This is a genomic window from Paenibacillus sp. T2-29, from assembly GCF_052921365.1.
Genome location: NZ_JBREVE010000001.1, coordinates 919,871 through 946,762, shown reverse-complemented (window position 1 = coordinate 946,762; position 26,892 = coordinate 919,871). Strand labels below are relative to the sequence as shown.

At 44.3% G+C, this 26,892-nt stretch carries 17 protein-coding genes; 14 read left to right on the top strand and 3 right to left on the bottom strand.

The features are described from left to right. The first annotated feature begins 35 nt into the window (after positions 1-35). From ACU1JV_RS04615 to ACU1JV_RS04580, 8 genes are all read left to right on the top strand, one after another. Entirely contained in the window at positions 36-566 is a 531-nt protein-coding gene (locus tag ACU1JV_RS04615; protein WP_413986727.1) for a GNAT family N-acetyltransferase, read from the top strand. Between the two features lie 198 nt (positions 567-764). Beyond that, on the top strand, positions 765-2,174 hold the full coding sequence (aspA, locus tag ACU1JV_RS04610; protein WP_413986726.1) for an aspartate ammonia-lyase: 1,410 nt from the start codon (positions 765-767) through the stop codon (positions 2,172-2,174). A gap of 169 nt (positions 2,175-2,343) precedes the next feature. Next, the gene (locus ACU1JV_RS04605; RefSeq protein WP_413986725.1) at positions 2,344-2,934 is read left to right on the top strand and encodes a restriction endonuclease; all 591 of its coding nucleotides are present in this window, start codon (positions 2,344-2,346) and stop codon (positions 2,932-2,934) included. Between the two features lie 525 nt (positions 2,935-3,459). Further along, positions 3,460-3,636: an FDLD family class I lanthipeptide gene (locus ACU1JV_RS04600; protein WP_165082011.1), complete on the top strand. Its 177-nt coding sequence runs from the start codon at positions 3,460-3,462 to the stop codon at positions 3,634-3,636. 156 nt (positions 3,637-3,792) lie between these two features. Then, positions 3,793-6,987: a lantibiotic dehydratase gene (locus ACU1JV_RS04595; protein WP_058829948.1), complete on the top strand. Its 3,195-nt coding sequence runs from the start codon at positions 3,793-3,795 to the stop codon at positions 6,985-6,987. Further along, positions 6,984-8,861: an ABC transporter ATP-binding protein gene (locus ACU1JV_RS04590; RefSeq protein ID WP_058829947.1), complete on the top strand. Its 1,878-nt coding sequence runs from the start codon at positions 6,984-6,986 to the stop codon at positions 8,859-8,861. Before ACU1JV_RS04595 ends, ACU1JV_RS04590 begins: the two co-directional genes overlap by 4 nt. After that, positions 8,858-10,240 carry a lanthionine synthetase C family protein gene (locus tag ACU1JV_RS04585; protein ID WP_413986724.1) on the top strand — a complete coding sequence of 461 codons (1,383 nt, stop codon included), beginning with the start codon at positions 8,858-8,860 and terminating at the stop codon, positions 10,238-10,240. Before ACU1JV_RS04590 ends, ACU1JV_RS04585 begins: the two co-directional genes overlap by 4 nt. A gap of 467 nt (positions 10,241-10,707) precedes the next feature. Continuing rightward, positions 10,708-11,304 carry a restriction endonuclease gene (locus tag ACU1JV_RS04580; protein ID WP_164964502.1) on the top strand — a complete coding sequence of 199 codons (597 nt, stop codon included), beginning with the start codon at positions 10,708-10,710 and terminating at the stop codon, positions 11,302-11,304. A gap of 88 nt (positions 11,305-11,392) precedes the next feature. Here ACU1JV_RS04580 and ACU1JV_RS04575 read toward each other — a convergent pair whose 3' ends face one another. Beyond that, a complete protein-coding gene (locus ACU1JV_RS04575; protein WP_446724499.1) occupies positions 11,393-14,569 on the bottom strand; it encodes a bifunctional cytochrome P450/NADPH--P450 reductase in 3,177 nt (1,058 codons plus the stop codon). Between the two features lie 296 nt (positions 14,570-14,865). Here ACU1JV_RS04575 and ACU1JV_RS04570 point away from each other — a divergent pair, with 296 nt between their 5' ends. The 6 genes from ACU1JV_RS04570 to ACU1JV_RS04545 all read left to right on the top strand — a co-directional run bounded on the left by ACU1JV_RS04570 (position 14,866) and on the right by ACU1JV_RS04545 (position 22,895). Then, complete coding sequence (locus ACU1JV_RS04570; RefSeq protein WP_413986722.1) at positions 14,866-15,870, top strand: BMP family lipoprotein; 1,005 nt, start codon at positions 14,866-14,868, stop codon at positions 15,868-15,870. 27 nt (positions 15,871-15,897) lie between these two features. Continuing rightward, positions 15,898-17,562, top strand: a complete 1,665-nt coding sequence (locus ACU1JV_RS04565) for a methyl-accepting chemotaxis protein (RefSeq protein WP_413986721.1) — start codon at positions 15,898-15,900, stop codon at positions 17,560-17,562. A gap of 205 nt (positions 17,563-17,767) precedes the next feature. After that, positions 17,768-20,209: an AraC family transcriptional regulator gene (locus tag ACU1JV_RS04560; RefSeq protein ID WP_413986720.1), complete on the top strand. Its 2,442-nt coding sequence runs from the start codon at positions 17,768-17,770 to the stop codon at positions 20,207-20,209. A gap of 129 nt (positions 20,210-20,338) precedes the next feature. Continuing rightward, a complete protein-coding gene (locus ACU1JV_RS04555; protein WP_413986719.1) occupies positions 20,339-21,346 on the top strand; it encodes a tripartite tricarboxylate transporter substrate binding protein in 1,008 nt (335 codons plus the stop codon). A gap of 48 nt (positions 21,347-21,394) precedes the next feature. Then, on the top strand, positions 21,395-22,396 hold the full coding sequence (gene kdgT, locus ACU1JV_RS04550; RefSeq protein ID WP_413986718.1) for a 2-keto-3-deoxygluconate transporter: 1,002 nt from the start codon (positions 21,395-21,397) through the stop codon (positions 22,394-22,396). Between the two features lie 151 nt (positions 22,397-22,547). Further along, positions 22,548-22,895: a hypothetical protein gene (locus ACU1JV_RS04545; protein WP_413986717.1), complete on the top strand. Its 348-nt coding sequence runs from the start codon at positions 22,548-22,550 to the stop codon at positions 22,893-22,895. 82 nt (positions 22,896-22,977) lie between these two features. Here ACU1JV_RS04545 and ACU1JV_RS04540 read toward each other — a convergent pair whose 3' ends face one another. Continuing rightward, a complete protein-coding gene (locus ACU1JV_RS04540) occupies positions 22,978-23,460 on the bottom strand; it encodes a DUF1641 domain-containing protein (protein ID WP_064962064.1) in 483 nt (160 codons plus the stop codon). 12 nt (positions 23,461-23,472) lie between these two features. Beyond that, entirely contained in the window at positions 23,473-26,415 is a 2,943-nt protein-coding gene (gene fdhF, locus ACU1JV_RS04535; RefSeq protein WP_413986716.1) for a formate dehydrogenase subunit alpha, read from the bottom strand. Positions 26,416-26,892: the final 477 nt, after the last annotated feature.

Here is a 26,892-nt window from a genome sequence, read left to right as displayed (position 1 = left end):
CTTGCATGTTATCGAACTCATCAGGAGGAATTACAATGTCTAACGAAGTGAGAATATACCCTGTTCAAGTGCTTAGCGAAACATTGTCAGATTCACTAAACCGGCTGTTGATTGACGTGGTTGCTGATGGTGCATCTATAGGTTTCTTACCACCCCTAGGGTATCAGGAGGCAGCAGCTTATTGGAACAGTGTGCTTGAGGACGGTGTAGTACTGTGGATTGCCGAGAAGGACGGAGTACCTGTTGGGACGGTTCAGCTTCAGTTAGCCCAAAAAGCAAACGCTACACATCGTGCGGAAATTGCAAAGCTTATGGTGCATCCGTCTGGACGCAGGCTTGGGATCGCACGACAGTTAATGAAGGCAGCCGAAGAAGAGGCAGTGCGTCAGAATAGAACTCTACTGGTACTGGATACGCGGGTGGGAGATCCTTCTAATAGATTATACGAGTCGATCGGGTTTGTGGAAGCGGGCGTTATTCCGAACTACGCTCAATCAGCCGATGGTCAGCTGCACGCCACTCGATATTATTATAAGCCTTTAAATCTGTATTCCAGTCATAGCTGAGCATTTGCCGAATAACCGTGGTATTTACGGGTAATCATAACTTGTCATAGGATTACATAACCTTTTTCCGCGTTTATTCGACTGGTAAAGCACGGGAATTGGAACGTATAATGAAGAGGAGATCAGAAAAGGTCTTTTTTGTCATTTGACTGTACTGAATTGAAGAACGTAGCAAACACAGCGGAGGAATCAAAGAATATGAGGCTGGAGCATGATTTTTTAGGAACCAAGGAAGTGCCGTCAGATGCTTATTACGGTGTACAAACTCTAAGAGCAAAAGAAAATTTTCCAATTACAGGCCAACGATTGCATCCTGAGTTGATTAAAGCCATGGCGATTGTAAAAAAGGGAGCAGCGACGGTAAACATGGAACTAACCCGTCTACATCGCTCCAAAGCAGAGGCCATTATTCAGGCTGCTGACGAGATTATTCAAGGACAGTTGCATGATCATTTTATCGTCGATCCGATTCAGGGCGGCGCAGGCACGTCCATTAATATGAATACAAATGAAGTGATTGCGAACCGTGCGCTGGAGCTGATCGGCAAGCAGCGAGGAGACTATCACGAAATCAGTCCTAATAATCACGTTAATATGGCGCAATCAACAAACGATGCTTTTCCTACGGCTGTACATTTGGCTGTATTAAGTATGATTGATAAGCTGTTAGTCACCATGAGTGAGCTTCAGGAAGCATTTTCCCGCAAGGCTAATGAGTTTGATAGTGTGATCAAAATGGGTAGAACCCACTTGCAGGATGCAGTACCGATCCGATTAGGGCAGGAGTTTCAGGCTTATGCGCGTGTACTGGGCCGTGATATAGGACGTGTCCGTGCGACCAAGGAGCACCTGCTAACGATTAATATGGGTGCAACAGCGGTGGGTACTGGCTTGAACGCAGACCGCCGCTATATTCAGCGTGTCGCTGAGGTACTGGCTGAGGTCAGTGGCTTTCCTGTGGAAGCAGATGAACATCTCGTAGATGCCACACAAAATACGGATGCCTATACCGAAGTGTCTGCTGCCTTGAAGATTTGTATGATGAATATGTCCAAGGTGGCTAATGACATCCGCTTGATGGCTTCTGGACCTCGTGCTGGTCTGGGAGAACTGAGTCTGCCTGCTCGTCAGCCAGGATCATCCATTATGCCGGGCAAGGTAAATCCAGTGATGTGTGAGGTCATTAACCAAATTGCTTTTCAGGTCATTGGTAATGATCATACAATTTGCTTGGCTTCGGAGGCGGGCCAACTGGAGCTGAACGTGATGGAGCCTGTACTTGTCTATAATTTGCTGCAATCGCTGGAAATTATGAAGCAGGGCTTCCACGTTTTCCGTGTTCATTGTGTGGAAGGAATTGAAGCAAATGTGGAACGGTGTCGTGAATATGTAGAGAACAGCGTAGGTATTATTACAGCGCTCAATCCGCACCTCGGATATGAGGTAGTATCACGCATTGCCCGCGAAGCAATTACGACTGGCAAATCGGTACGTGAATTGTGTCTGCTGTATAATGTACTAACTGAGGAAGAATTGGACATTATATTGGACCCGTACCAGATGACTCAGCCTGGTATTGCAGGAGAATCTTTGCTGAATCGTGAATAATATTGCGGAATTTAGAATGTAGGTAACTTTGAGATAAAATGAAGGCAGCCCCGCCGAATTCGGCGGGGTTGCTTTTGTGTAAAACTGTGTCAATGTGATAGGAGTGGTAACGGTAACCCTACTAAGGAAAATACCGCTTGCATACCTGCTGTAGAAAAGGGGAAGAGAAATGCTGCTGGAGCAATTATCGGCATATAAGGAATTAGGAATAGGACTTATTGTATTACTATTACTGCTTGTGCTCACCATCAGGGGGATGATACGTGGTCGTCGGAACCGGATATTGCGTGATCTGGACCCGCGTAAAATTGGAATTCAGGATATAGATCGTATGGAGGATGGCTCGGAATTTGAGCTTTATTTGCAGCGGCTATTATCCGCACTTGGCTATAAGGACATTTATAAAACAACCAGCAGCCGCGATTTTGGAGCAGATCTGGTATTTACAGACCGTGAAGGCGCCAGAGTCGTAATTCAGGCCAAGCGTTATGCTGTACAACATCCGGTCGGCTTGGGGGCTGTACAGGAAATTTATACTTCCATGCGTTATTATGCGGCCGATAAGTCTGTTGTCATCACCTCCGGACGTTACACGGAATCCTGTAAAACACTTGCTGCTGTCAACGGGGTTAAATTATTGGACCGCAATGATTTGGTGGATATGATTGACCTGTTCAAAGCCAAACGTCGTGAGGAGGTCATGGAACGTATAGAAAGTAGGGCAGAGGTGGTCGTTTCCAAATGGAGTAAAACCAAATAGAAGTATATGAGGAGTGAAACGGGTATTAGGGACAGGTGTTCCTGTCCCCTTTCTGAAATACTCTTAACTATATGGCTAGATACATATAAATAATTGTGTTTGAACGGTGTGGACAATAAAGATAGGAGAGGTAATCAAGTAATGTGCTTGAAACTAGAAAGTTTTAAGCTATATTTACAAAAATAAAAATTGATATAAATGTATTTTGTTCTTTATATATTCAAAAAATATAATAATGTGTAAAATTAACTTTCCATTCCTTGAGCATAGAGTTATATATTTTTGTTTGTATATAAATTATATACAAATTTTACAGAAGTTTAGGTTATGGATTTTACGTAAGTAACTAGCAGCTGATAGCCTAAACAATAATAAAAGTAAAGATGTATATGAGAATATTCCAACAGATGACGATCAGTTGGGATATTGTTCATATAAATTAACTTCGAAGAGATAGCATAAAGAAATCATTAGTGATAATCATCACATCTATGAAAACAAGTTGAATGAGAGGAGGAAAACAAAATGGCAAACGATGCTTTTGATTTGGATGTACAAGTGAATAAGTCTAAGGGATCTATAGAACCACAAGCTTGGAATAGCATAGCAGCATGTTCCGCTGCTGCGTGCCAGGGCGAGCGCACATCCAATTGTCATACCAACAAATTATGTGTAACAAACTTTGAAACTTGGTGCTGCTAAGATTTTTGATGTGTATAATTCGGAGTATTTGTTTAACTTTGGAACAGGAAAATGGAAGAGAAAAGGGGCCTTCAAGTCCCTTTTCTCTTCTATTGTAAGGTAAATTATTCTTAGAGATTGCATATGCACAAGATAGTCCGGGGAGGCGAGGAATTAATGAATCATCAGCGATATGTTTACAAAGCATTTGATTTCTTTTTACTGCGAACGCCTGTCCTGTCATTTGACGATTATACATCATGTTTCCCTGAGGAATGGGGGAGTCTGGAAGATCTGAAAGCCTACACCGTGAGACGTATAATTGAATTGTCTAACGACCCTGTAATCAAGGAAGCCATTGCCGTTTCCAGTCCGAGTCTACACGAATCCTTATTTCGTTTACAAGATGTGGACGATCCGCGCAAGCAAGAGCAGGTACTTAAAGGATTCATGCGATATGTACTAAGAATGATGACCCGTCCGACGCCATTTGGTTTATTTTCAGGCGTTTCTGTGGGACACTTTGGTGAGTCTTCTCAATTGTATCTCAAGAATACGCAGGCTCATCGCAAACGGGCGAGACCTGATATGGAATGGGTATTGAAAATTATTGAAAAGATAGAAAATATTCCGGAAGTATTATGCCAGCTTCGTCTCCATAGCAACCCTTTAATCTATCGGCAAGGAAACCGGGCGAAAATTCCTTATACAACTAGATATGGAAAATTAATAAAAGGGGAAAACGATAGCGTATCGGTGAAGGCATCCGCTGTTTTTGATTATATTATGGAGGCCTGCGCTCATCCGGTAGTATATTCAACATTGGTTAAGCTTGTTATGGAACGTTTTTCAGAGGCGGACGAAGGAAGGGTTGATCCCTATATTCGGCAACTTTTTGAACAAGAGTTTCTTATTTCTGAGCTACGGCCCTCGACCATAAAGTCAGATCCTTTTATTCATATTTTGAATATTATCGATCCGTTAAACGGAATGGACGATCTAAAGTTGCTGCTGCAAAGTATTCATCAGGATATCCAATTGTACAATGAACTTCCTATCGGGGAAGGTGAGAAGCACCTAAAGTTGCTCCGGCAAAAGATGAGTGAAGTTTCGGACATTGAAATGTCCACTTTGCAGGTCGATTTATCACTGGAGGACCATTCCATTATTCTGAATGAATATATTCGTAAGGATGTTGAACGGGTGGCCGAATTATTGTCCCAGCTCACTCCCCAAACCGATCCTCATCTCAAGGAATACGCTGATGAGTTTTCAGAAAAGTATGGATATGGTAGAGAGGTGCCATTGCTGGAACTATTAGATGAAGAAATGGGTTTGGGCGCGCCTGCGACCTACCATCAACCTCAGAGTCGGCGCAGGTCTTTAAAAACGGAAAAAAGCGCCACAACGCAAGCCAATCGGGAACAGCTTCTTTTTCAATGGTTTGTATCCTCCATACATAAAGGCAATTATGAACTGAATCTTACGGATGAAATGATTGGGCAGCTTACACATACTGAGGATTCCATTACCCGTCCGACATTGCCTTCTATGGAACTATACTTCTTATTGAATACCCGCGACCAGCAAGCGCTTAATCGAGGAGACTACACATTACTGCTCGGACCAAACCCTGGGTCGAATGGTGCGGGAAAAACGTTTGGACGTTTTATGGATTTGTTGGGTACACCGTTTAAAGAGGAATTCCAAGCTATTCATCAGGAAGAGCAAAGTCTGTACCCTGATAAAATTTGGGCTGAGGTATCCTATTTACCTTGCTCTGGAAGAACAACGAATGTTATTCTTATTGAAAATTTTCGAGACTATGAGATTGCAATCGGCACCAGTCAGGCTCTACCGGACGATCGGCAAATTCAAGTATCAGATTTAGTTGTGGGGCTGCGTGATGATCACTTCTACTTAAAATCTCGCAAACACAATCGGGAAGTCATACCGACAATCGGACATATGCTCAATTATCATCAAGCTCCTAATGTATACCGATTCTTGATTGAGGTCGGTCTAGCAGGATTCGGACAATGGAGCACAATGAACTGGGGAATTATTGCGCAGGCTCCGTTTACTCCTCGTTTGCGGTACAAAAATATCATTTTTACTCCGGCAACATGGAGAATGGGGTTTCGCCAGGACAAAAACAAACCACTGAGTATGGAAGCCCTGAAAAAAGCGGTGCACCAATTCTGCTTAGAATGGAAGGTACCTCGGTATGTCTACTTGATTCAATCCGATCATCGCATTTTGTTAGATTTGGAGCATCCCTTACACATCGAAGAACTATATAGAGAATTAAAATCCGGTAACTCGATTGTTCTCATTGAACACACTGGTGGATTCGAAGAATTACCTATTCATTGTAGTGAAGGTAGACTGACAGCGGAATTCGTATTTCCTCTAGTTCGACGGCCAGTCGTTGCTTTGGATACTCTTCAGGAGGTCGCGACAACTTCAGAAGATGTGGAACTAGCCCATTCTACACAGCCAGTAAATTTTGCTCAACGAGTACATTTTCCGGGTAGTTTATGGTTCTATGCGAAGCTATACGGAGTGGAAAGCAGGCAAAATGAGTTTATTGGTTTATATTGGGATGAGTGTACTCGGCAAGCAAAGGAGTCGGGTATAGTTGAGTATGGATATTATATTCGTTATGCAGATCCAGAATCCCATATTCGTGTTAGATTCAAAATATCTAGTGAGAGAGTAGTTGCTGACTTTTTTACCATGTTTCATGATTGGACAAAAGTGTGGATACAAGAAGGATTGATGACCAGATTTGTTATCGATACCTATGAACCGGAAATTGAGCGTTATGGAGGACCAGAATTAATGGGGTTAGCGGAGTCTATGTTCGCCGATGATAGCGAGGTTGCCGCTAGACTTATTCGTTTGAATCGTTTTCAACAAAATAAATTAGATTTAGATTTTGTAGCTGTGTGGAGTGTAATCTATTTGTTGCATCAATTAGGTTTTAGCGAAGCAGAAAGTTACGACGTTCTTAATCAAAAATATGACATAAGGGAGTTCCTAGGCGAATTTCGCAAAGAACGTAGGCTTTATTTGGATTTCTTGGATAAAACATTTGCACAGGGCCAAGGTCAATCTCAGAATCAAATTAATGATATTCTAGATTTATTTAAGATCAGGGAAACAACAGCTTATTGTTATCAACAAAAAATTTTAGAACAAGAAAAGCAGAGTTCTTTAATGAATACGAAAGAGGATATTTTATTCAGTATCATTCATATGCATTTGAATCGCTTACTTGGAATTGATCGATATAGAGAACGGAAAATCATGATCATGGCTCGTCACGCAATGAATAGCCTCGTTCACTATCATAGGAAAGTAACATGAAAAATATGGGTAATGGAAATAATGGATTGCACTCCGCTTGGAAATCAGTGAAGAGTGGTCTTAAGCTGCTTCGGTTAATTTTTAGTACTAATAAACGTTATCTCATTCTCAGTATTATGTTCTATTTTATTCAAGGGGTCACACCGATTTTCACCCTGGCTGTTATGCAAAATGTACTAAATAAAGTTTCAATTGCTTTGCAACAAGGCGCTGGTTTAGTAATCATACCGTTTGGTTGGTTTGTATTGGTTTATGTTGTGAAAAATATAGTAAATGCCGCACAGGGTTATGTGGAAGGAAACCTGGAAGCTGTTCTTTCCAAATCATTGAACATTATGATTTGTGAAAAATCAACTCGATTGGGATTAGGGGATTATGAAAATGCGACTATTAATGACCAGTTGAAACGTGCCTCTCAAGAGGCTTCTTATCGTCCGTATCAACTTTACACTCAAATGGCGGGGATTGTATCAAGTCTTATTACTATGATATCCTCTGCAATTTGGCTGATTTTATGGAAGTGGTGGGTTGTTCTTATTCTACTAATTGTATCAGTGTTATCTTTATATTCTTTATTTAAAATTAATCGTGAACAGTTTCAAATATACATGGATCGGACTCCACAGTATCGACAATCTTGGTATATGACTTATTTATTAACGAATGATCGTGCGGTAAAAGAAGTGAAAATTTTTCAATTAGGTCCATATCTATTGGAACGTTACTCCAACTTACTGGAAAGTTTTTTTAAGGTCGATCGTCGAATGTTAGGTAGGCTCACCCGCTTCACTTTGATGTATAACTTGCTTGAGCTCGGAGTAATGTTATGGTTTGTATGGATGGCAATGAAGGAAACTTTGCTTACTAATATAATGATTGGTAGCTTATACGGGTATATTCAAGCCATAATGTTAACGCAAAGCCAAATTCAGATGATGATGCGTGGTATTTCACAATTTTCGCAAAATAATCTTTATATTGAACAATTGTTTTTGTTTTTAAAACTACCCACCTCAGATCCTGTATATCATCAAAAAGATCTGAGTTACATGCAACCTTCGGGAGTCGGGCAGGATTTCCATATTGAACAAATTGCATTTGAAGGGGTCTCTTTCAAATATCCAGGACAGTCCAGATATGCATTAAACAAGGTTAGGTTGTCATTGTCCAAAGGTGAGACAGTTGCAATTGTAGGTAAAAACGGATCAGGTAAGACGACTTTAATGAAAATTTTGATGCAATTGTATGCAGATTACAGCGGAACAATTAGTGTAAATGGTTGTAATATTAAGAACTATGAACTAGCGGACATTCAACGAAAAATAGGAGTAGTGTTTCAGGATTTTATGCAGTATGAAATGTCTGCTCGCCATAATATAGGCTTTGGCGATTTGGGACAACTTGAGGAGGATGGGACATTGATGGATGCCGCAAGGTATGCTGCTATGGATGACGTGATCCAAAAGCTACCACATGGCCTGAATACTCAACTTGGTAAATGGTTTGAGGAGGGGCACCAGCTTTCAGGAGGTCAATGGCAGCGGCTGGCGATAGCGCGTGCTTTTGTTAGGAAGGCGGATGTGTATATCTTGGATGAGCCAAGCTCTTTTTTAGATCCTGTAGCCGAACGTGATTTGCTAGAACTGTTTTTGGATTTAATGAAGGATAGAATTGGAATCTTTATTACACATCGTATTTCCTCGGCAAGGCTTGCTCATCACATTGTTGTTATGGAGGATGGACAAATCATAGAGCAGGGAACCCATGAGTACCTTGTAAGATTAGGTGGTGTCTATTTAGAAATGTATCAGGTACAAGCCAGTTCATTTGCCGCTGATGCTGTGACGAACATGGGAGGTGTCTTTCAGTCATGACATCTGCTCAATTGCCATTTAGTTCATGGCGTCCCTTGTCAGGTGAAATAAGAGAACGAGTGGTCAAGGTATTGGATTCCATCGGAGAACGGTATAGGAATCCGGAAGAGGTTTGTTTACGTTCTAAAAGTATACCTACATTAGAAGTGGACGGATTTGAAATAGAAAGATGGAATGATGGGATTTTAAGTAATGGTTATCCAGGAATTTGTTTATTACTGGCTCAGTTGGATTTATTATACCCAGAGGATGGATGGGATCAGACTGGACATATGTATTTAGAAAAGCTTCAAAAGCTTATGGAAGAAATGGGGATGTATGATCTATCCCTATATAGCGGATTAGCAGGTGTGCTAATAGGTATTCGGGCTTTATCACGGGGTGGAACACGATACCAGTCTATGTTGAATCAAGTGGCCTCATGGTTTGAAGAATTAGCGGCTGAAAGAATACCATTATATATGGAACAATGGCATTCAGGGCACCTGAAAATGAGTGATTATGATACAATTATGGGTTTTACAGGAATCGGCCGTATTATTCTTTTTTTTTACGAACGGCCCAAAATGAAAGAGCTATGGGGGCAAATTGTTGGGTGCTTTCAACTTTTTTGTGGAGATAAAAATTGGGAGGGACAACGTATTCCCTTTTGGCATATTTGCGCAGAGCATCAGTTTTTACAGGACGAGAAGAGGCAATATCCTAAAGGTAACTTTAATCTAAGCTTATCCCATGGTATAGCAGGACCGCTAGCATTAATGAGTATATCTGTCTTACAGGGGGTTACCTCGAAAGAAGTAAACAAGGAAATTGCCACGTTGGCAGAATGGCTCACTAAATGGCAGATTGAAAGCCAGGTGGGGACGATATGGCCTGGTAAGGTATCTTTTGAAGAATGGGAACAATCTGAATTGTCCGTTGGAAACACTCAATATCAAAGGGATTCTTGGTGCTATGGTGCTCCAGGAATTGCGCGTTCAATTTGGTTGGCCGGTAAGGCTTTACAAAATGATGAATGGATATCCTTGGGATTGAAAGCTTATCTGGACATCGAAAATCGAATAGATCAAAATGGTGGGATGGCTTCCGCTACAGTATGTCACGGTCTTGGTGGCTTGCTTCATCTGCTTCAACGGATGTACTCCGATACAGGCAACGAAAGGCTAGGAGCACTGCGTGATCTGCTTGTGGAGCGAGTATTAGATATGTTTGATCCAAACTCTATATTTGGTTATTACGATGTGAATTTTCTGAATGGAGATTATAAAAACATAGATGAAGCGGGATTTTTAACGGGGACTGCAGGTATTGCTCTTGTCCTCGCCTCATTGATTAGTGATAGAAGTCCAGAATGGGATGCTGTACTAATGATTCGTTAACCTAATTGTTAGATAAACTGGCACAAAACCGTGTCAGTTTTTTGTTTTATGCATAGTAAAAGTGATTCAGAAGAAAATTATGCTCGCAATCTCTTTCCCTAAATTGTTTTTACTTGTTACAACAAGTTTATAGAGAAACTCTTATAAAAAATATGCTTCTAATAACCGATATAAATATGTTGGAAATTTCCAAATTAGGATGAAGTGATAAGTCATGAAAAAGCAAGTCGTATTATTAACTTTTAGGTGGATTCCCATGGTTATAATCTTTGCATTATTGCTAAGTGCATGTGGGCAATCGGCCGCACAAACCAAGTAAGTTGGCAACTTTGAGATAAAATAAAGGCAGCCCCGTCGAATTCGGCGGGGTTGCTTTGTGTAAAACTGTGTCAGTGTGATAGGTGGTAACGGTAAGCCTACTAAGGAATATACCGCTTGCATACCTGCTGTAGAAAAGGGGAAGAGGAATGCTGCTGGAGCAATTATCGGCATATAAGGAATTAGGAATAGGACTTATTGTATTACTATTACTGCTTGTGCTCACCATCAGGGGGATGATACGTGGTCGTCGGAATCGGATTTTACGTGATCTGGACCCGCGTAAAATTGGAATCCAGGATATAGATCGTATGGAAGACGGCTCGGAATTTGAGCTTTATTTGCAGCGGCTATTATCCGCACTTGGCTATAAGGACATTTATAAAACAACCAGCAGCCGGGATTTTGGAGCAGATCTGGTATTTACAGACCGAGAAGGCGCCAGAGTCGTAATTCAGGCCAAGCGTTATGCTGTACAACATCCGGTCGGCTTGGGGGCTGTACAGGAAATTTATACTTCCATGCGTTATTATGCGGCCGATAAGTCTGTTGTCATCACCTCCGGACGTTACACGGAATCCTGTAAAACACTTGCTGCTGTCAACGGGGTTAAATTATTGGACCGCAATGATTTGGTGGATATGATTGACCTGTTCAAAGCCAAACGTCGTGACGAGGTCATGGAACGTATAGAAAGTAAAACCGACGTGGTTGCCTCCAAATGGTGGAGCAAGAGCAAATCATAAAAGGGACTGAACTACTAGCCAACGAGATCGATGCCTGGTAGTCAGCCCTTTTATTTTTTACATGATGGATCTTTATATACCGTTATCATCAGATGCCTGTCCAGACATCCTTGGCATAGCGTTTTTCCTGTTGGAGATGATCCAACCATTGCTGCGCTTCTTCTTTACTTGTATGGTGTATATCCGCGTAGGCCGCACAGAGCGTGTCTTCAACGTCGGGGGCCATCCGGCTACCATCACCGCATACATACAGATGCGCTCCTTCATCAAGCAAGTGAATCAGAGTGTCTGCATCTTCATTCATAACGTGCTGTACATACCTTTTAGGTTGACCAGGCAGACGTGAAAAGGCTGTATGGACCGTAACGATCCCTTCCTGCTCCCAGGCTTGCAGCTCTTGCTTGTATAGATAATCGAGCTTTGGATCACGGCAGCCATAGTATAAATGAGCCTCGCCGAGCTGTTCTCCTCTCTCCATAAGCACATGGCGTGTTTGGAGAAATCCGCGGAATGGGGCAACACCAGTACCCGGACCGACCATGATGACAGGCACGGTCGGGTCTTCCGGCAAACGGAAGCCAGACTGAGGCTTTCGCACAAAAATGACAACCGGATCATCTGGTTGGAGCTGTGCCAAATAATTGGAGGCAATACCGAGGTATTCGCCCTGTCCGCTACGGGCTGGTCCACGCACAACGCTCACAGTTATACTCGCCGAATTCTCCGATTCAAGCGGAGAACTGGAGATGGAGTAGTATCTAGGCTTGAGTGGTGGTAACAGCGAGATGAAATTTTCAAATGGCAGCTCACAGGCTGGATACTTCTCCAGAATATCTAGCATCGTGACACGCTTCTTTCGTATCTCTTGATCAAAGGTGGTATCCTCTAGCAAAGCTTCGATTTCTTTCTTGTGCGGAGGACACACTGTAAAGGATGCCAGTTGCCGTAGCTGGGCTCTGGTTGCCGATTCTTGCAGTTCCACACTGAGAGTGAGCAAATCTCCTACGCTGACAGGCCGATCTAAGGGGAGATGCGCCGCATCCCGGTCACTGCCTCTCAATACGATGTAGTTTTGATCCTGCAACTTAAAGCGTTGCATTACCCTATTCACCAGCAAAGCAGGATTACGCGGCAAAACACCCAGATGATCACCCTCGCGATAGGACAATCCGGTTGGTAATTGGATCTCCAGATGCCGAGTACTGCGTTCACTTTCAGCAGCGTGCAGTTCACGATTCACAGTAACAACGGCAGTAGCTGCCTCATAGTTGGCCGCCAGAGGAGCGCTAAGTACGTCGCTTACAAACTCTATGCTCAGACTGCTGGTGTCCTGTGGTTCTGTATCACTGTGCTCTATCCCGAAAGCATTCAGCAATTCCGGCCATAAGCCGTGGTTCCAGACTTCCCAATCCTTCTCGAAGTCACCACTAGCGTCGCCCTCGCCGCGATCATACAGTCGTTTTGCCCCTTTGGCAGCCATCAGTTCATCGATCATCCTTGGAATGCGCTGATACGTGCTGGCCCAATTCCGGTCACCGCAACCAAAGACAGCGTACCTTATGCCTGCCAATTGTCCCTCATCTACCTCCTTCAACCATTCTACGAAGGCATCAGCATTATCCGGCGGATGCCCGTTATAAGATGCGGTCGTAATAAGTACCACGCCTTCTTTAGGCAAATGGTCCACACGATCATTCAGAGTTGCTATGCTGCTGTTGAAACCCAATTTCCGACCTAAATCGGCTAGTTCACCTGCAAGTCCCTCAGCTGTACCCAGATTCGAGCCGTATAAAGACAACAAAGAAGTATCATGCTTTTCGGCATGGGGGGCTGCAACTTTTTGTTTCTCCTTTTCATGAAGTTCTTGAGCGGCACCTGGCAACATGATGGTAGTCTGTGTGCTGCGCGGACGAACTTGAATGGTGAAGCTTTCCGGCTTGAGTGTGAGCGTCTCTTTGACTTTCAACTCATAATGAGTATGATCAATCAGCTCAAAATGTTTTAGTACCATACCCAGCACAAGGGTGGCCTCCTGTAAGGCAAACTGTTGTCCAATACAAGCACGTTGACCGTTGCCAAACGGCTTATAAGCATCTTGTGGGATGACGGATGGGTCCTCAAAGCGTTCCGGTCGAAATTCCTCAACATCTTCGCCCCAAGCCTCGGTATCACGGTGCAGTTTCGGGATGAGTACATTGACACTGTCGCCTTTTTTAAGCGGATAGGTTCCGTCGAGCAGTGTATCTTCTTTGGCAAAGAGAGAGAAGGCGGGCGCTGTCGGCCATAGCCGCAGGGCTTCATTCAGTATCATCCTTATGTACTTGAGCTCACGCACCTGAGTATAGGAAGGCAGCGAATCGGTGAGCACGCGATCTACTTCTTCATAGGCTTTAGTTAGCGTTCGTGGATTTTTAAGCAAATAGTAAATGGCAAAGGAGAAAAGCCCACTGGTCGTTTCATGACCGGCGATGAGAAAGGTGATGATCTGATAACGGATATTTTCATCATCCAGCGTTTCACCTGTTTCCGGGTCCTTGCCTTCCAGCATACGTGCCAGTAAATCCTCTTCACCTTGGTTGCCCAGGGTTTTGCGTTCTTGAATAATGCTGTCCACTAGAGAGAACATCGTTTCGATGTCGTGTTTAAACTGTTTTTTCTTCGATAACATCAGCTTGTTTTGCAAATTGAGGCGTTGCAACTGACCCATTGCTTCATCCAGTGCGCGTGTCATACTGGTCACGAACGGATGGGGTTGGTCGCGGTAAAAGCTGTTAAAACGATAATTAAAGCCGCATAATCCGATGGTATCCAAAGTCAGCCGGGTCATATCTTCCGGTACTTCTACACTTTCATCTGGATTGAGCCGAGACCATTTCTGTACCAGCTGAACAGCAAGATCAAGCATCATATTGTGGTAACCCTTCATAGCCCGCTGACTGAAGCTTGGTAGCAATATTTGGTGGGCCTTGCGCCAGTTCGGTTCCTCAGTCCAGCTTGTGAATAGTCCGTCTCCGGCAAAAGCTCGTACTTTTTGCAAAGGAGCCCACACCTGTTTGTCGAAACGGGATTCATCACAAGCATCTGCGACCAGCTTATGACCGGAAATATAAATGTTCGTTCCTTCAGGCAGATCCACGCGAAAGATGGGACCGTGCTCATTAGCAAGCTTAACCAGAGACTGGACAGGGGCATGTGTATCGATCAAGGGCAGATTTCCTAAGGGACCATATGTTTTAGGCTGCGGAATTGAATTTGTTGAAGTCATTCTAAATGTAGCTCCTTTCAGTTTCAACATAGAGTGATGGTTTCAGTTTCAAAATACCTAGGTTTTTCAATGGAAATTACACTTTAATCTTTCGAGATAAACGGAAATAAATGAATTTAGACAGTTCGTATAATAAAAACAATGCAAAATATACATTTTTTACATAATAAATAAAGACATCACACTTATCACACTTCTATTAACAATGAATTTACAGAAACTCTTATGAAAAAATATGCTTTTATAACCGATATAAAGATGTTGGGGATTTGCATTTTATGTTGAGGTGATATGTCATGAAGAAAAGAGCTCTATTATTAACTTTTAGGTGGATTCCCATTGTTACGATCTTTGCATTATTGCTAAGTGCATGTGGGCAATCAGACGTACAAACTAAGGCCCAACCCATTAAGGTGGGAATCGTGCTGTCAGATATTGGTCTGGGTGACCAATCTTACAGTGACGCGGCTTTTCGAGGTTTGGTCAAGGCACGGGATGAGGGGAAGATTGTTTTTGAATACCGGGAAATAACTGAGACCAAGACGTATGATGCTGCTTTTAATCAGCTTGTTCAAGAAAAAGCAGATTTAATCATTGGGTTGGGTTATATGGTGAAGGACAGTTTGGAGGCCGTTGCCAAAAAGAATCCAGACCGTAAATTTTTAATCGTGGATGAAACATCGGAATTGCCGAATGTGGCCTCCATTACGTTCAAAGCAGAAGAGGGCAGTTTTATGGCCGGAGTTGTTGCCGGTTTGACGAGTCGTACGGAACAGGTGGGTTTTCTTGGAGGTGCGGAATCTCCTCTGCTGAAAAAGTTTGAAATTGGGTATCGTGCAGGGGTGCAATCAGTCAAACCTAATGCGAAAGTTACGACAACGTATGCAGGAGATTTTGGCAAGCCGGAGCTGGGTACGAAAATTGCAGATGACATGATCAACCAGAATCAGATTGATGTCATTTTTGCAGCAGCAGGGCTAACCGGTGTAGGTGCATTACAGGAAGCGCAGAAGCAGCATAAATTCGCCATCGGGGTCGATAGCGACCAGTTTTTTATTGCGGAAAAAGCGGTAGTGACCTCAATGATTAAAAATGTAGACACTGCAATTTATACAGTAGTCAAAGGCTTTGCAGATCATCAAAGAAAATTTACGGAGAAGGATATGGTGTTTGGACTTGCGGAAGAAGGTATAGGTTTGGCGCCTATTCGTGTCGTGACACTGAATCCGGATCAGCAAAAGGTGATGGATGATTTAATGGAAAAAATCAAATCCGGCACACTTACTGTACCCACCCAATAAATTTTCGCAAACGGAGGATGAATGCTGATGAAACTGCAAGGTAAACTGGTGCTTAACGCGATGATTTCCCTAATCGCTTGCCTGGCTTTAGTAGCTTATATCATTTTTGAATTGTTACGTATTAACGCTCAAAGCAGTAATCTTGTTCCAGCTATGTTGAATGTACAGCAACTTAATGCCTATTTGATTCAGTCGGGGCAGGCGCTGCAAAATTATTCTACTTCCATGACGGAGAGCAACAAAGCCGATGTGCAAAATCAGCTAACTCAGTCTGAAAAAACGATTACTTTGCTTTCACAGGGCATGATGCAGACCGAAGCACAGCAAAAGCGACTGGATACGATTAAAACAAAATTCAGCCAATTGAAAGCAGCAACGGAAAAAGCGATGAGTGCTCAGAACAGCCCAGAATCCAAACGAGAGGCCATGCGTGCCCAGGGGATTCAGAACGATGTATTTATGCTGGATCTACTGACCAAGGCGCGTTACGAACAATACACAGAAGAGTTGACCAAGAGTATTCGTTTTACTTGGCAATTAGCCTTGACAGGCGCAGTTCTACTTCTGGTGGCGGTCGGGCTATATAATACATATACCTCCAGGCAGCTTGCCCTTAGAACCCGCAAGTTAACGGATGCAGCGAAGCAAATTGCCGAGGGAAATTTAACCGTTCAACTTCCTCAAACAAAGGGCCGAGATGAACTAGACGAGCTCAATGAATCTTTCCGTGTTATGATCGGGAACTTGCGCAGCATTGTACTCTCCATTGATCAGGCGGGGAATCGTGTCGATCTGATGGCTCGGGATATTGATCAGCACAATGAGGCCATGAAGGAAATTGTGACACAAGTCAGCACATCAACAGAGGAACTTGCGATAGGCAGTCAGAAAATTGCTGAGGACCTGTCATCGACGGTTGGCGTGGTGGATGATATGCAGCAGAAGTTTGAATCTAATCTGCTGGAGACCACGCAATCCACCGCGTATAGTGAGGATGCTTTGCGTGTCATTGAGCAGGGTGCGCGTGTTATGAGTGATCAAATGCGAATCGTTGCGGAGAATCGTTCAGCAATGTCCGAAGTGGAGCAAACAGTCAGAGAGCTGGAGTCTAATGCAGCCGAGATCACAACTATGACTGGTTATGTATCTGAAATTGCCAGCCAGACGTCGCTCTTATCCTTGAATGCGTCGATTGAGGCTGCACGTGCGGGTGAAGCGGGAAAAGGCTTTGCTGTTGTTGCCAATGAAGTGAAAAAGCTGGCGAGTCAATCTGAATCTGCTGTAAAGAAAATTTATACCGCTGTTGAGGGGATCACGCAGGCTATGGATAAGGTGAAGGCTTCTGTGGAGCAAAGTCAGGAGCTGTTCCGCGAGCAGGAGAAGGCAACCTCCTCCACCGGAGAATCGTTTAGAGAGATTAGTGGCAAAGTGCAGCAAATTGCCGGCCAAGTCAGCAAGTTATCCATAGACATGAATGTATCGCGAGAACTGAGTGTACAGGTGCAGCAAGCTATTGAGAATATTAGCGCAATCACTCAGCAGTCCGCCGCAGGCAGTGAAGAGATTACGGCTTCCACGGTGGAGCAGAAGCGTTCCTTCGAGGAATCGGCTGAGAAGGTAAAGGAGCTTCGCCAGATTCGCGAGGAGATGCAGCGGGAACTGAATCGTTTTCAGGTGGAAAAGACGAGCTAAACACTGTAATACGAATACCTATGCTGCTGACCAATGAAGGCAGGCAGCACGTAAGAAGAAGTTCTACCTTGTACAGGGAGACTTCTTCTTTTTATTTTTAATGATGTGACTTCTGTTAAGTTTGATTTGTAAAGGCAGGAAATTCCACTTCATGCGTCAAATAGATGTAGAGGTAATATGTCATCTAATATAAAGTAAGAGGAAGATGGACAACGTAGTCCGGAAGGATGAAGTTACAGGAATGTTGCGACTTAAGCTTCGTTTGATACTGAAAAATAAGCAGACAAGACTGATCCTGTTGCTCACGCTGTGCGTGTCGCTCGTGATAAGCCTGATCGGCTTGCTATCGTATTCAAGATACCGTGAAGGTTTGGATACCGAGCTGAACACACCTAATATAGAATTGTTGCAAATCAATCTGGATGTGACCAATCGGGCTTTTCGTGAGTCGGATAACAAGGCGCTGGATGCAGCTTATCATCCGGATGTAGAGTCTTTTATACGTATTCATACGAACGGAAAGTCGGTATCCAACAAAGCTTCCGTTATAGATCGGCTTCAGAAATATTTGAAAACCCTTTCTTCGAGCGAAGAAATTTATTCGGTTGAAGTCATTTCTTTGGAGAATCATGCTCTCATCTCCAGCAATTATGGTTATTTGCCCGATTGGAACCAGGCACCGGATACAACCTGGGTTCCCTGGATTCAGAACATTCAAAAAAAGCCGCTACTGATTAAGCGAAGATGGTATGGCACGGATCAACAGCATGGCACGATAGAACTGCTCTCGCTGGCTAGGCCTATAGTAGAGAATGGACAGGTCATCGGTGCAGTGTTAATCAATTTGGATTACGACCATTTTTTCTCCAAATTGTATATTCATTTATCCAACTCGCAATACGTCTATGATCTGGAGGGTGAGCTGATCTATCCCAAGCTGAGATCGTCCTTACCCTTAAATGAGATGGGCAGGGTTTTGAAAGAGCTGGATGTGAATCCTTACGCTTATGTAGAAATCGGGGATATGGAATATATGGCGAACCAGACCTTCTCTGATGTCACAGGCTGGCGTCTAGTATCACTCGTGCCGATGGACAAGCTGCTGAAAAATGTCAAGCTGGCGCGCAATATGATGCTGTGGCTGGCCTTGATCTCTATCCTGGCTGGGTGCTCAGCGGTTTACTATTACAGTTATGCCGCTTTTCGCCCCATGAAAAAAATTAATAGCCTCCTGAATTCAGGCAATAAGGGAACACGCCAGGGAGGATTGTATGATTTGGAACCCGTGATTAGCAAGTTGGTTGGAGAATTTCACCGCAAATCTTTGGTGGTAGAGCGAAGCTTGCCGGAGCTGCGATCCAAATATATAGAAGATGTCATCCAGCGTAGAATGGGTATACAGGAAATGCGTACGAAATGGGAACAGTATTTTTCCGATTGGGACCGTAATTCTTTGGTTGTTATGGTCGTGTCGATTGATCGGTATTCTATGTGGACCGCAAGCTTTCCAGAAGAGGACAAAATGCTGCTCAAATATGCGCTGAACAATATTTTGCTGGAGATGCTTGAGCCTCAGTGGAAAGCAGTCAGTGCGCCGGAGGAGGAGAATGGTCTGGTTGTCCTGCTGCAGCTCAGGGAGAGTGTATATGAAGTTGGAGCAGAGGGAGCAGCCAAAGAGAGAACATGGCTTCGTAAGAGCGTTGACAGGCTAATTCAGGTTGTTGGGGAGTATCTTCCCATGACTATTTCGGTAGGGATCGGCCATAAGGTCACAGATATTCAAGAGGTATGGGCTTCTTTTATACAAGGAAAAGAGGCGCTTAATTTACGTTTGTACGAGGGGTATGGACGTTCACATATGAATATGAGCAGCAACATAAATGTGAAATGGGATTGCATAGTGGATGTGCAATCACAGGATCAGGCTCAGGATGCAAGATTACTGGACCATCGGCGTGTGGATCTGATTCGTGCTGTGGAGTCACAGGAGCCTGGTGCAAGTGCAAAGCTAGTCAGCCAATGGATAGAAGAACTTCGACACTATAGGACATCTCCAAACCAGGTCTACCTATTTGTTCATGAACTGCTGGAAGATTTGCTAAAATGGTGTGCCACTCAGAGTGTGACACCGCCAGATCAGCTCGCTGATTATCATTGGAATCAGATTCTGACACTAGACCTTCAAGACATTGAGCTTTTGCTGGCCATTATGTTGACTGATATTGAAGAAAAATGGCATGGACGCCAACAGTCCAAAGATTTTGTACGCGTACAAGAGATGATCGACTATATGGAAAACTATCTGCATTTGAACATCGGGCTTCAGGAAATTGCGGATCATGTTCACATGAGCGTGTCCTCGGTGAGCAGTATGTTCAAGGAGAAAACGGGGACTACCGTTTACGATTATTTGACTGGATTACGTGTCAAAAAGGCATGCATATTGCTATGTGAAACGCATTTGAAAATTGGTGAAATTGCAGAACAGGTCGGGTACCGAAATGAGAACAGCTTTATTCGTGTATTCCGCAAGTATAAACAAGTGACCCCAGGGAAATTCAGACAAATCAACAAATCTTCTAATGAATATGCAGATCGGTCAAAAGATCGGCGCTTTGGTGAAATCGAAGATAAATACGAGGATTAGGCGATAGATGTGGACCTCCACGGTGCGGTACATTGACTTCATGTAAGCGTAAACAATATGTCCGTAAAGGTTGGAGGTGACAACGGGTGCAAGATGGGCCCAGTTCATTTTTGGAGAAGAGGAAGCGTAATGAAGAAAAAGCCATGGCAAAAATATGTGCTGGTTGCGGCAGGAGTGGCTATGCTTTCTGCCTTGAGTATCAGTGAATATGTGGATCACCGTACCCTGCAGGATCACAGTCGTATATTTCCTGCGAAGCCAGTAACGCTTGTCGTTCCATATGCGGCGGGGGGCGGTACAGATATTACCGCAAGAGCGTTGGCTAAAGCCGCCGGAAAGCATCTCGGGCAGCCGATCATCGTCGTTAATCGAACAGGAGGCGGCGGTTCTGTCGGGCTGATGGAGGGAGCTGAGGCGCAGGCGGACGGTTATACCGTAACGTATCTGGTCGCTGAACTGACTACATTACCACATTTGGGACTGCTACCAATCACCTACGAGCGTTTTAAGCCGCTGCTTCAAACCAATATGGACCCTTCTGCCATTACGGTTCGGGCGGATGCGCCTTGGAAGACAGCGGAGGCATTTCTGGAGGATGCTAGGGTCCATCCAGGCAAGCTGAAAATGGGTAATGCAGGCACAGGAAGCATCTGGCACCTCGCTGCCGCGATGCTGGAGCAGAAAAGCGGAGTCCGCTTTACCCATATTCCTTATGAGGGAGCAGGCCCAGCAGTTTCTGCTTTAATGAGTGGATTCGTGGATGCTGTACCCGTCAGCCCCGCAGAAGTAAAGAAATACGTGGACGATGGGAAGCTTCGCATACTGGCGATCCAAGCAGACACTGTTTCGGAAGCGTTTCCAAAGGTGCCGACACTTCAGCAGGCGACTGGGTTACGTGTCCATTTTATCGGCACTTGGAGAGGGCTGGCTGTACCCAAGGATACACCGAATGAGGTGGCTCGAACGTTAGCGGATGCACTGATCAAGGGGACGAAAGACGAGCAATTCAGGGAGGAAATGCGGAAGCATGGGTTAGGGTTGCGTGTCCAGGATGCAGAGGCATTCGCACGTCAACTGAAGGATAGTCATGATACTTTCGCCAAATTAATTCCTGAACTCGGCTTAAGTCGCAAGTAAAACGGCCTTGTTTTTGCATTGGCAAAAACGAAAGGGTTGAATGAAGTTATGAAAATCAAACAAAATATCGATAAAATTCCTGGGGGCATTATGCTGGTGCCGCTGTTTATTGGCGCACTTTTTCATACGTTTACTCCATGGGCAGGCGACTATTTTGGATCTTTTACCAAGGGATTGATGACCGGTACGGTGCCCATTTTGGCAGTGTGGTTTTTTTGTATGGGTGCTTCCATAGATGTGCGAGCGACAGGCACCGTATTGCGTAAATCGGGAACGCTCGTATTGACTAAAATCGCGGTCGCCTGGGTCGTGGCGATCATAGCGTCCAGATTGCTGCCTGTTGGCGGCGTAGAAAGTGGGCTATTTGCAGGTTTGTCGGTGCTGGCGCTGATCTCGGCTATGGATATGACGAACGGCGGGCTCTATGCCTCCATTATGCAGCAGTATGGCTCGAAGGAAGAGGCAGGAGCATTTGTGCTGATGTCACTGGAATCGGGCCCGTTGGTGACCATGCTTATTCTAGGTAGTACCGGACTGGCCGTTTTTGAACCGCAAACATTTGTCGGTGCCGTATTACCATTTTTGGTCGGCTTTATGTTGGGCAATCTGGATCATGATTTCCGTAAATATTTTGGAAACGCGACACAGGCTCTGATTCCATTTTTTGGTTTTGCACTGGGGTGTTCTATTGACCTGAGTGTTATTGTTCAGACAGGCGTACCAGGTATTTTGTTGGGCATTTTTGTCATTATCATTACAGGTATTCCGCTGATTCTGGCGGACAAATATATTGGTGGTGGCAATGGTACGGCAGGAATTGCAGCCTCCAGCACAGCAGGTGCAGCGGTAGCCAATCCAGTCATTGTTGCCAATATCAAACCTGAATTTTTGCCTGTTGCACAATCTGCAACAGCATTAGTAGCCGCTTCGGTCATAGTGACCTCTATTTTGGTGCCAATTCTGACGGCATACTGGGCCAATTATATGAAGCGCAAGGGGGAGTCCAAAGGAGCGGGACCTGTAACTCCAGGGGCGAATGTACCTAAATAAAGTTTGAATAATGAGGGCTCAATTCATCGACGTTACCATTACCCGGGAAATGTTGTGTCAGTTGCAGTTACACCTTATATCCTGACATGATAAAACTTGTCCTAAAACGCTTCTGCCAACATACATATGTAAGCAGAGGAGCGTGATGTAATTGGAAAACAAGGTGCGTCGCTATTACCAGTTAAAGCAAAAGCAAAAAGAAATTGAAGGCGAACTGGCTGATTTGCGTAATGACATTACCGCTCATTGCGCAGAGCAGGAAGTATCCGATTGGAAAATTGGCAACTACAGAGTCAGGATTGTACAGCAGCAGCGCAAGGAATACGATCATGCAAAATTGTATGATGCATTGCCTGATCCTCAATTATGGCGTTTGTTTTCCAAGCCGGACACTTTAAAAATTTCCAGCTTGCTAAAACTTAAGGTTATCGCGGAGGAGCAAATAAAAGATGCTGTTTCTCTTAAAACGGTGACCTTGTTACAGGTGGATAAAAAATAAATAAAAAGAGCTGGCTCCGAAAACGGGTGCAGCTCTTTTTATTATCTGTGGTTAGCAGTCTTCCACTTTCATATCTATTAAGCTATTTATCAGACAAACCTTTTCCCATGCCTTTGAGAAAATGAATACCGAACCCCATAGCCCGGTTTACATCCGGATCATTCATGGCCTTCATAAGATCACGTAGGCGAGTCTTTTTATTCTGCTTTAGATGCTCTTCGGCTTCGTTCAGGCCCGTAGTGACGCTGCTTGCCAGTTTTTTCATCAGCTCGGGGTCTACCTCAGACAGCATCCCTGCTGCACCCATCAGATTATTGATCATCTTCGTCACAGGCTTGCGCGTCGCTTGTCCTACAGCGATTTTGGCGATGGTTTCTTTGGCTTTTAGCATAGACTGGGCTGCTTCGAGAAGACCGCTGTCATGCAGCTCCCGTACAATCTCAAGTGTCTTCTGCAATGCCGCCCCATTGTCCGCCAGATCGGCAGTCAGTTGATCCAGGGATTGTTTTTGCCGTTCTTCTGCTGTCAAAATACGTTTTCTCACAATTGAAATAGGCTTAGCCATGGTTCGACCTCCTTATTTTTGATCTACCAAATCGACGTAACCGGGACGACTCCACTTACGGTTCACTTCAACCCCATTTTGCGGATGCCGCTTTTTATAACGTGGATTGATATGTGGCAGTGGATTTTGACCATCGATCTCCAAAATTTGCATCCGTACTTTGGTTTGTTTATAGGCTGGTGTACGGGTGATGACATCAAATGCTCCACCAGTTAATAGATTGACAGCACCCTCATGGCTGGTAGAGTGCATTGGCACATAAATTTCAGTTCCCTGTACCCGGTCCGTCACCAGAACACGTAGCTTGACCGCACCATAGGGAGATTCCAGCCGAACCAGCGATCCGTCTGTAACTCCACGCTCCTCAGCCAACTCAGGGGACACTTCCACAAATACTTTTGGAAGTTTGAGCTGAAGGCCTGTTGACTTTGTCGTCATATTTCCTTCATGAAATTGTTCGAGCAGTCGACCATTATTTAAGGTCAGATCGAATTCAGCGGGGTACTCTTTTGGTGGTACATATTCGAAAAGTCCCAAGCGTGCTTTTTTATCTGGAAAGTTAAAGCCATTGGTATGCAGAAGCGGTGTGTTGCTACCATCCGGCGATCCCCAATGGAAGCTGTTCCAGCCTTCCAATACGTCATAATTACATTGGGAGAAAAATGGAGTGAGCGCCGCCATTTCCTCAAAAATTTCACTCGGATGACTGTAATCCCAATCAAATCCCATGTGCTTGGCAAATTGGCTGAAAATCCACCAATCCGGTTTGCTGTCTCCTATAGGGCGAAGCGCCTCGTATAAACGCTGTACGCGACGTTCGGTGTTTGTGAAGGTTCCGTCTTTTTCGAGTGAAGGTACGGCTGGCAAAATGACATCAGCGAATTCAGCTGTCTTGCTCAGAAATACATCCTGAACGACAAGGAAATCCAAATTCGCCAGCATTTCTTGGGTATGGTTGGAGTCCGCATCCACCCATGCCATTTCTTCTCCAGCGATATACATACCTTTGAGCTTACCCGTCTCAATGGCTTCCAGCATTTGAATGTTGTCCAGTCCGCGTTGGCTTGGAATTTGTACGCCGTAGGCCGCTTCGAACTTGGAACGAATGGCATCGTTCGTTACGGGCTGATAGCCAGGGAAAATATCTGGCATCGTACCCATATCGGCAGCGCCCTGCACATTGTTATGACCACGAAGCGGATATGCGCCTGCACCCGGACGCATAAAGTTGCCAGTCACCAGCAGCAGGTTGGCAATTGCAATCGAAGTGTAGGAGCCTGCGATGTTTTGTGTCACGCCCATACCCCAGCAAATGGCCGTGCCATCCGCTTCGTGAATCATGGTTGCTACCTGAATCAGCGTCTCTTTGGAGATGCCAGTTTCCTGTTCGGCGAATTCCAAGGTGAAGTTCTCCAGCAATTTCAAATATTCAGGATAGAAATTTACATGTTCCTTAATGAATTTAGCATCATGCCAGTTTTGCTCAATGATGTATTTGGCTACAGCGGATAACCATACATAATCCGTACCTTGCTTCGGACGCATGAACAGATCTGCGCGTTCTGCCATTTCATGTTTGCGCAGGTCCACCGAGATCAGCTTTTGACCATGCAGCTTATGCGCACGTTTGATGCGGGTAGCCAGCACAGGATGTCCTTCTCCCGGCGCACAGCCGACCAGTATGACCAAACCTGCTGAGGCAATGTCTTTAATCGTACCGCTGTCTCCGCCGATGCCTCCGGTGTATTGTAGACCCCATGATGCAGGAGATTGGCAATACCGTGAGCAGTTATCAACGTTATTCGTTTGGAACACCTGACGAGCCAGCTTTTGCATCAGATAATTTTCTTCATTGGTAAATTTGGACGAAGAAATAAAGCCGAGTGCCTCGCCGCCGTAGGTTTCTTTGATCGCTCCCATTTTGCTGGCCATCAGGCTCAAGGCTTCTTCCCAGGTTGCTTCCACGAATTCGTCTCCTTGACGAATTAATGGCGAGGTCAAACGCTGATCGCTATTCACAAAATCCCAACCGAATTTCCCTTTGACGCATGTCGAAATGCCGTTAACAGGCCCCTCAGAGGTAGGTTGTACCTTCAAAATTTTGCGGCCTTTGGTCCAAACTTCAAAGCTACAACCTACACCACAAAACGTGCAGACGGTTTTTGTTTTTTTTGTACGGGTTTCACGCATCGCTGCTTCAGCTTCCGAAATTGCAAAAATACCGCTGTAGCCTGGCTCCACTTCCTTAATTAGATCAACCATTGGATTTAATAAATCCTTATTTATGCCGCTCATGAAGCCGGCCTCTCCCAGCATGGATTTTTCCATCAAGGCGTTACATGGGCAGACCGTTACACACTGACCGCAGCTGACGCAAGAGGAATCGTTAATTGCAACCCCATCGTCCCAGATCACGCGAGGGCGTTCAGCCTCCCAGTCGAGGGACAGTGTTTCATTGACCTGAAGGTTCTGACATACCTCTACGCATTGGCCGCATGCAATACATTGATTGGGATCATAACGGTAAAAAGGGTGGGACATATCCACTTCTGTGGGATCAACCTTCGGTCGATATGGATATTTTTGATGTTCAATTTCCATAAGCTCTGCGGTGTTATGCAGTTTACAATTACCGTTGTTGTTATCGCACACTGTACAGTAGAGGAGGTGATTTTCCAGCAAACGATCCATAGCCTCGGTTTGAGTTGCTTTTGCGCGATCTGAATGTAGATGAATATTCATTCCATTCGTAGCAAGTGTTGAACAGGAGCGTACAAGCTTTCCGTCTACTTCCACGATACATGTGTCACAGGTGCGGATCGGATCCACTTCGGGAACGTAACACAGTTGGGGATGGGCAATATTGTTTTCGTTGATTACTTCAAGAATGGTTGCACTGCTATTCGTTTTCAGTTCCTGTCCGTTTAATGTAATTTTGATCGTACTATCCGTCACGGTTCAGGCTCCTTTCAGATTTTGAATTTTAAAATTGGGAACAAAAAAACTCCACCATAAACACAAGTGCTCGTGTTTAAGCACTTGTGTTTATGGTGGAGTAGTGACCAAGCTCTAGGTCCTGGAGGCCAATCCGCCATAGGAGTATGTATTAATACCAGACAGTACGCACCGTCTGTATATCAATAAATTGAATATGTCATTTTCTGCATGTCATCTGGTGTAACTATAGCGTAAAATTTAAGATAGTTCAACGGTGATTTATTAAAATTTTTAATCGATAATGATTATCAATTGAGAAAGCGAAAAATCATTGACAAACGTTCCAGGATTGCTAACAATAGGAATGTATCTATTTGAGAGCATTCGTGAATGGAGTGTACGTGAGAATCGCGTATATTTTATTTGGCGCAGCGCTTGTTAGTTTGATTTTTCTATATCACATGATGTGAGGATTCGTAAAATCCTGATGTAGAT